The organism is Tessaracoccus sp. ZS01 (genome assembly GCF_022342445.1).
Classification (GTDB): Bacteria; Actinomycetota; Actinomycetes; order Propionibacteriales; family Propionibacteriaceae; genus Arachnia.
The window spans coordinates 108,461-115,077 of record NZ_PQFE01000009.1; the positions used below are offsets into that span (position 1 = coordinate 108,461).

At 67.2% G+C, this 6,617-nt stretch carries 9 protein-coding genes and 1 pseudogene; 7 read left to right on the forward strand and 3 right to left on the reverse strand.

The window, feature by feature from the left end; all coding sequences use genetic code 11:
* Positions 1 to 197: 197 nt before the first annotated feature.
* The 7 genes and pseudogenes from C3E87_RS09910 (at position 198) to C3E87_RS09940 (ending at position 5,226) form a co-directional block, all read left to right on the forward strand.
* Positions 198 to 314, forward strand: coding sequence for a DUF72 domain-containing protein (locus C3E87_RS09910; RefSeq protein ID WP_143570983.1), 117 nt, complete (start codon positions 198 to 200; stop codon positions 312 to 314).
* 244 nt (positions 315 to 558) lie between these two features.
* Positions 559 to 2,742 (forward strand): annotated as a pseudogene (locus tag C3E87_RS09915) (nitric-oxide reductase large subunit); the annotation flags it as partial.
* 128 nt (positions 2,743 to 2,870) lie between these two features.
* Positions 2,871 to 3,506 (forward strand): hypothetical protein, encoded by a 636-nt coding sequence (locus C3E87_RS09920; RefSeq protein WP_076062218.1) that lies wholly within the window; start codon positions 2,871 to 2,873, stop codon positions 3,504 to 3,506.
* A complete protein-coding gene (locus tag C3E87_RS09925; RefSeq protein WP_076062221.1) occupies positions 3,496 to 4,329 on the forward strand; it encodes an SPFH domain-containing protein in 834 nt (277 codons plus the stop codon). The genes C3E87_RS09920 and C3E87_RS09925 overlap by 11 nt, the downstream gene beginning before the upstream one ends.
* A 5-nt stretch (positions 4,330 to 4,334) precedes the next feature.
* Positions 4,335 to 4,643, forward strand: coding sequence for a hypothetical protein (locus tag C3E87_RS09930; RefSeq protein ID WP_076062224.1), 309 nt, complete (start codon positions 4,335 to 4,337; stop codon positions 4,641 to 4,643).
* A gap of 5 nt (positions 4,644 to 4,648) precedes the next feature.
* Positions 4,649 to 5,074, forward strand: a complete 426-nt coding sequence (locus C3E87_RS09935; RefSeq protein ID WP_198928275.1) for an HIG1 domain-containing protein — start codon at positions 4,649 to 4,651, stop codon at positions 5,072 to 5,074.
* A complete protein-coding gene (locus C3E87_RS09940) occupies positions 5,071 to 5,226 on the forward strand; it encodes a hypothetical protein (RefSeq protein ID WP_158069071.1) in 156 nt (51 codons plus the stop codon). Before C3E87_RS09935 ends, C3E87_RS09940 begins: the two co-directional genes overlap by 4 nt.
* 33 nt (positions 5,227 to 5,259) lie before the next feature.
* Here the strand turns inward: C3E87_RS09940 and C3E87_RS09945 are convergent, their stop codons facing one another.
* The 3 genes from C3E87_RS09945 to C3E87_RS09955 all read right to left on the reverse strand — a co-directional run.
* Positions 5,260 to 5,418: a leucine-rich repeat domain-containing protein gene (locus C3E87_RS09945; RefSeq protein WP_143570984.1), complete on the reverse strand. Its 159-nt coding sequence runs from the start codon at positions 5,416 to 5,418 to the stop codon at positions 5,260 to 5,262.
* A 117-nt stretch (positions 5,419 to 5,535) separates the two neighbouring features.
* Entirely contained in the window at positions 5,536 to 6,270 is a 735-nt protein-coding gene (locus tag C3E87_RS09950) for a hypothetical protein (protein ID WP_076062226.1), read from the reverse strand.
* Positions 6,271 to 6,394: 124 nt separating this feature from the next.
* Positions 6,395 to 6,617, reverse strand: a 223-nt coding sequence (locus C3E87_RS09955) for a hypothetical protein (protein WP_158069072.1), incomplete at its 5' end; no start/stop codon positions are given.

The window sequence follows — 6,617 nt, forward strand, 5'->3', positions numbered from 1 at the left end:
GCGGAAACCAAATCTCGACGCCCAACTTTGTTCGAACCCGACAGCAGCGGCCGATGGGCATGGGGTATGGGGCCACCTCGTGCGGAGGCGTTCGAAGATCCCGCCGCACTTCACCTGGTTCACTCGGCCGCCCCGGGTCGGGCCCGGTAGCTGTCCTTCAGGCGGCTCCGCCCCCCTCGGATCGGGGAGGAAAGCGGTTGCCCGCCACCTGGCCCACCATGCGCGATGCCACCGGCGACTCGGGGCTGGACGCGCACGTCTACTTCGACAACGACGCCCGCGGACACGCTCCCACGACGCGGTGCGACTGCTGAGCAGGCTCACACCTGGACAACCGGGGGACTTTGTCCAAAGTTTCGCCAATAAAGACCCACTCGTGCCCTAGGGTTCCCACATCATGGCCGCGCGGTCATCCGCATCCCCAGATGAATCCAGGTGGTGGGCACAGTGAGCCTCGTCAACAACAACCCCGATCTACAGCCGTCGAAAGCTGAGCTGGTCATCTCCAAAGGATGGGTCCAGGGCATAGCACTGGTCTTCGTCTTCGGCTTCTTCGTGATGGGCTTCCTCGCCTACCGCACCTACACCGACGGCATGCCCCTCCCGCAACAGGTGGTGAGCGAGTCAGGGGAGGTGGTGTTCACCGAGGAGGAGATCACCTCCGGGCAACAGATCTTCCTCCGCCGGGGGCTCCAGCAGTACGGCTCCATCATGGGCCACGGCGCGTACCTCGGCCCTGACTACACGGCCGAGTACCTGCGTCTGGCCACCGAGCACGTCACCGAACAACTGCGGGACGGGGGCGTGCAGGATCCTGCGGCGGCCACCGTCGAGCACATGCGGGAGAACCGCTACGACGAGAGCACCGGCGTGCTGGTCTTCACTCCCGAGCAGATCAGCGCCTTCGAGATGCTCAAGCAGCACTACGCAGACTTCTTCGGCACCGATTCCACCAAGTACGGCTTGATCCCCTCGGCGATCACGGACCCGGACCAGATCCACGATCTCACCGCCTTCTTCGGCTGGACGGCCTGGGCCAGTTCCGCGGAGCGCCCGGGGCACGACTACTCCTACTCGAACAACTGGCCGCCGGAGCCCCGTGTCGACAACCGCCCGACGGCGGACATCCTCGTCTGGTCGGCGATGTCGCTGATCGCGCTGCTGGCGGGCCTCGGCGCGTTGTTCGCCCTGTACGGCAGGTGGAGCAAGAAGATCGGCTGGCAGTCGAGCGAGACCCCCACCCTGTCGTTCCTGCAGCCCGGCAAGGTGGGCATCACGAAGGCCCAGAAGGCCACCGGTTGGTTCTTCTTCGTCGTCTCACTGCTCTTCCTGGCGCAGGCGACACTGGGCGCCGCCGTCGAGCACTACCGCGCGGAGATCGACAGCTTCTTCGGTATCGACCTGGCCCGTGTCCTCCCGTTCAACCTCGCCCGCACCTGGCACCTGCAGCTGTCGCTGCTGTGGACGGCCGCCGCCTTCCTGGCCGCCGCCATCTTCCTGGCACCGATCATCTCCGGCCGCGAACCGAAGCGTCAGCACTGGCTGGCCTACGGCCTCCTCGGCGCGCTCACCGTGGTGGTGCTCGGCATGCTGGGTGGCACGGCGATCAGCACGTTCGGCCCCGAATGGGCAGAGGGCTCGATCTTCTTCGACCAGCAGTGGGAGTACCTGGACCTGCCGAGGTTCTGGCAGATCCTCCTGGTGATCGGCCTCTTCATCTGGATCATCATCATCTACCGCGCCATCCGCTCGCGGCTGCGCTCCGAGTCGAAGTTCAACATGCCGTGGCTGTTCTTCTACTCGGGCCTGGCCATCCCGGCCTTCTACGCCGTCGGGCTCCTCGCCACCAACGGCACGCACCTCACCGTCGCCGAATTCTGGCGCTTCTGGGTGGTGCACCTGTGGGTGGAGGACTTCCTCGAGTTGTTCACCACCGTGATGGTCGCCTACATCTTCGTGATGCTGGGTGTGGTGCGGCGAAAGATCGCCATCCAGATCATCTTCCTCGACGTCATCCTGTACTCGGTGGGTGGCGTGATCGGCACCATGCACCACCTGTACTTCTCGGGCACCCCCGTCGAGCACATGGCGCTGGGCGCGTTCTTCTCCGCCCTCGAGGTCATTCCCCTGACGTTCCTGACGGTGGAGGCCTGGGCCTTCCTGCAGTTGGGTTCGAAGCAGGAGTCGCGCAGCAGCGCGCCCTTCCCGCACCGGTGGGCCGTCATGTTCCTGGTGGCCGTGGGCTTCTGGAACTTCGTGGGCGCCGGCGTGTTCGGCTTCCTGATCAACCTGCCGATCGTGTCGTACTACCAGATCGGTACCGCGCTCACGGCCAACCATGCGCACGGCTCGATGATGGGCGTCTACGGCATGCTCGCCGTCGGCATGGCGCTCTTCGCGCTGCGCTACATCATCAAGCCGGAGAAGTGGTCGGACCGGATGGCGAAGATCTCGTTCTGGTGCCTCAATATCGGCCTGGCCTGGATGGTGTTCGCGACGCTGCTGCCGCTGGGCGTGCTGCAGCTGTGGCACTCGGTCAACGAGGGCTACTACGAGGCCCGCACGCTGGGCTACATCGCCGAGCCCGGCAACGTCATCCTCGAATGGCTGCGCATGCCCGGTGACGTGGTGTTCCTCGTCGGCGGCATCCTGCCGTTCGTGTGGCTCGCCTGGTGCGGGATCCGCCACGCGATCCCCGCCACGGTCACCGTCATGGAGCCCGAGACGCTCTTCGTCATCGAGCACGACGAGGCCAAGGAGGACCGCACCGGGCTACCGGTTCAGGCCGGCGTCGTCGCCGACGAGCTGCCGCCCAGCCGCAGTCGCTACGCCTCGGACAGGCGGGTACCTCCCGAGAATGAGGACCTCTCATGATCGACATCGAGATCGCCGCCTGGCTGGGCGCGGGCTACGGGCTGGTGCTCCTGCTGGTCGCCTACGGCATCGACTCGTTCGCCAGGCGGGCGCAGAGCCGCACGCAGGACGACCGCAACGGCGGTTTCGTCTACCACGAGAGCCACGACGCGTGGCTCTGCCCGGAGGACCAGTGGCTGTACCCGCGGTCCTTCGACCCGGACAACAGGGTGATGCGGTACCGGGGCAGCCCGCTGGTCTGTAACTCGTGCCCCGTCAAGGACAGTTGCACCGAATCCGACGACGGGCGCGAGATGCGCCGGTCGGTGGACCCGTGGCCCTCGTCGGAATCCGCGCGTTTTCACCGTGGCATCGCCTGCTCCGTGACGGTGCTGGCTGTCGTGTGGCCGGCCGTGACGGCGCTGGTGGTGGAGAACTGGACCAGCCAGGTGCTGGCCCTCGTCGCCGCGGTGTTGATCGCCGCGGGGTCGGTGCCGCTCTGGCTCTTCCTGCGCCACACCCCGGCAGACCCCCTGGGCGCGGTCGTCAGGACCGCGGACCAGACCCAGCGGGACCGCGAGGCTGCGGCCGCAGCCCTGGCCCGCCAACGCAGCAGCTATGCATCAGACAGGAGAGCTGACCATGCCAACTGAGGTCGTTCTGGCAATTCTCGCGTTCCTCCTTGTGGTCGCGTTCCTCATCTCTTCCTTCCGGATCGTCCGGGAGTACGAACGGGTGGTGGCCTTCCGTATCGGGCGGCTGCGCGGCGCCCTCGGCCCCGGCCTGGTGTTCCGCCTGCCGTTCCTCGACAAGCTGATCCGCGTGGACCTGCGGACGGTCACTCTGACCATCCCTCCGCAGGAGGTCATCACCAGGGACAACGTCACAGCCCGCGTCAACGCGGTGGTGATGTTCCGGGTGACAGATCCGGTGCTGTCGGTGATGTCCGTGGAGAACCACGCCGTCGCCACCTCGCAGTTCGCGCAGACGACGCTGCGCTCGGTCGTCGGCCGGGCGGAACTCGACACGCTGCTCGCCCACCGGGCAGACCTCAACGAGGACCTGGCCCACTCGATCGCCACTCAGACGAAGGAGTGGGGCGTCGAGGCGTCGGTGGTGGAGATCAAGGACGTGGAGATCCCGGAGATGATGCAGCGGGCGATGGCCCGGGAGGCCGAGGCCGAGCGCGAGCGTCGTGCCAAGGTGATCAGCGCCCGGGGCGAACTCCAGGCGTCGGTGGAACTGCGCGACGCCGCCCTCACGCTCAGCGAGGCACCCGCTTCCCTCCAACTTCGTTACCTGCAGACCCTGCTGGAACTCGGCGCGGACCAGAACTCCACCGTCGTCTTCCCGCTCCCGATGGACATCGTCGGCCCGCTCGTGCAGGCCGTGAAGAAATTCAACGGCGACGACGAGGCCGCTCCGCCGGCCCACAAGCCGGGCCTGGCCGTCGTCGACCGCCCCCTGGAAGGATGATCCCGATGACAGATCTCGACCCCGTCGTGACCGGGCGGCCCGTCCGCCTGGTGCCCACCGCGCCCGGCTTCTGGATGCTCACGCTCGGCGTGTGCATCGCCGCCCTGGCCCCGCTGCTCGGCTTCCTCCTCGGCGTCATGCGGCAGCGCCCGCAGGAGGAAGTGCTTTTCAGCCCGCTCTACATCGGCCTGTTCGTCGGCGTACTCGTGGGCGGTGCGGGGATGGTCCTGGCCGTCCTGGGCGGCATCCGCCTGTGGCGCCACCTGCGTCGCGCTCGGAGCCTGGAGGACGAAGCCACAGAAGCGGTAGCGTGAGCGCCGTGAGCATCCTCGACGACGCAGCCCGGGCGACATCGTCGCCCCCCGCAACCCGGTTCCGTTCGAACGCCGCGCCGGACCGGTTCATGCGCCGTCTCCTCGGCGTGACCGAGGCAGACAGCGCCTCGGGTGTCGGAGCGCACGCCGCCTTCCGCGTGTCCGTGATGTTCTCCGGGGTGCGCTGCCTGATCACCTACCTGCTGATCCCGGTGCTCGTGCCGGTGCTCAGCCTCGCGGGCTGGGTGGCGGCGCCCATCGGCATCGCACTGTGCGTCTACGCGGTGGTCAACGGAATCGTCAGCATGAAGAGGTTCTGGCGCTCGGACCACCGCCAGCGCTGGATGTACACCGGCTTCATGGCGGTGGTGTTCGTGGTGCTGGGCGTGGCACTCGTATCAGATCTCAGCCGATTGGGAGGCATGTCGTGAGCACCGAGAACCGGGAACAGTTCGACGTCGAGAAGTACCAGGCGGAGCACAAGCAGCCGAGCGAGGCGGAGAGCGCCATCCTGACCGTCCTGCTGTTCGTCTCCATGGTGGTCTTCGCCGTGGGCTGCACGATGTTCGGCTGGTTCCAGTAGGTCGCCGCAGGCGGGTGCTCCACGTTCACCTGCTCACGGCCAGATGTCGATCTCGCATCCCTTGTCGACGAGCGGCTTCAGCTGCGCCAGGTTGAAGATGGACGGATTCCCGGCCAACCAGCGCTGCTGCAGCGACGTGAGGCCCTTCAGGGGGGCCACGTCCCCCAGGCAGTTCTCCCTCAGGTACAGCATCTCGAGTGAACGACCGGCTGGGTAACGAGGGGGAAAATCTCGCCTTGGGATAATGCGCCGATGTCGCTCCAGGAGCGAGATCGAGACGATTTCCCAAGGTGAGATTTCATCACCTGTTCAGCGTAGCGTCAGCGAGCTTGCCCGCTGCGCGACCCGCCCGTCGCCGAGTTCGCCCTGCCGGGCCGGTCGGCCGCGGTAGGCCTCGATCAGGGCCGCCACCACCCGGGGGTCGGAGTCGATCTGGCTCACGCCCACCTGGAGTTGGGTCTTGTCGGTGGGGATCAGCAAACGGGCGCCCTTGATCTCCGGCGCGCCGCTGAGCTGGGCCCACGGCACGCGGGTCTCCTTCCCCATGCTCGCGACGGTGGTCACATGGCTGGGTGAGAGCACCAGACCGGGCGGGTTCCGGTACGTGAACCAGCCGTCCGCGATGCCCCACCCGACGATCAGCGCCAGCATGACGGCGAAGCTCATGCCGCCGTCGTCCGTGAGGTAGCCGGTCAGGCGCAGGGTGATGTCGACGAGCACCACGATGCCGGCGAGGCCGGTCAGCAGCAGAGGAATGAGCCGCGACGACGGCGCCGGGCCGATCCGCGTCACGCCATCGCCCAGCGAGAGGCGCAGGGTGCCCGAGCGACCGCGCCGGTTGAGGTACTGGGAGATGAGGATCGCCGAGAGCGCCAGAGTGATGGCCAGCGACGAGGTGACCAGCCAGGGCATCTCGTAGACGATGGCCAGCACCAGCGCCACGACCGCGAAGATCGGGAACAGGACGGTGCCCACCAACGCGGAACCGGGGAAGAGCGGCTCCTTCGGCGCATCGACTTCGATGACGGTGCGGGTCTCGTCCATGAGGTCCTCCGGGGTTGTGACTCCCTGCATCCTAGGGCCGCGCAGCGCGGGGGCAGACGCAGGACCGGCCCGCAGCGCGCTGGGGGACGCGCCGGGACCGGCCTGATCAGGGAGCGATGCGGGCTCAGTCGTCGTCGTGGTCGTCGTCCCGGTCGTCGTCCCGGTCATCGTCCCGGTCGTCGTCGTGGTCGTCGTCCCAGTCATCGTCGTCCCAGTCATCGTCGTGGTCGTCGTCCCGGTCATCGTCGTCGTTGTAGACCGGGGTGGAGGTGGTCTTCTTGACGGTGGCGGCCTTCGTCTTTGCGGGGGCGGCGACGGACGTCTTGGCCGGGGCGGGGGCCATGCCC

Bases quoted from the DNA above. Each gene is read 5' to 3' on its own strand.
- C3E87_RS09950 (WP_076062226.1), bottom strand. From the start codon at position 6,270: ATGGACGAGACCCGCACCGTCATCGAAGTCGATGCGCCGAAGGAGCCG.
- C3E87_RS09925 (WP_076062221.1), top strand. From the start codon at position 3,496: ATGCCAACTGAGGTCGTTCTGGCAATTCTCGCGTTCCTCCTTGTGGTC.
- C3E87_RS09945 (WP_143570984.1), bottom strand. From the start codon at position 5,418: ATGCTGTACCTGAGGGAGAACTGCCTGGGGGACGTGGCCCCCCTGAAG.
- C3E87_RS09930 (WP_076062224.1), top strand. From the start codon at position 4,335: ATGACAGATCTCGACCCCGTCGTGACCGGGCGGCCCGTCCGCCTGGTG.
- C3E87_RS09920 (WP_076062218.1), top strand. From the start codon at position 2,871: ATGATCGACATCGAGATCGCCGCCTGGCTGGGCGCGGGCTACGGGCTG.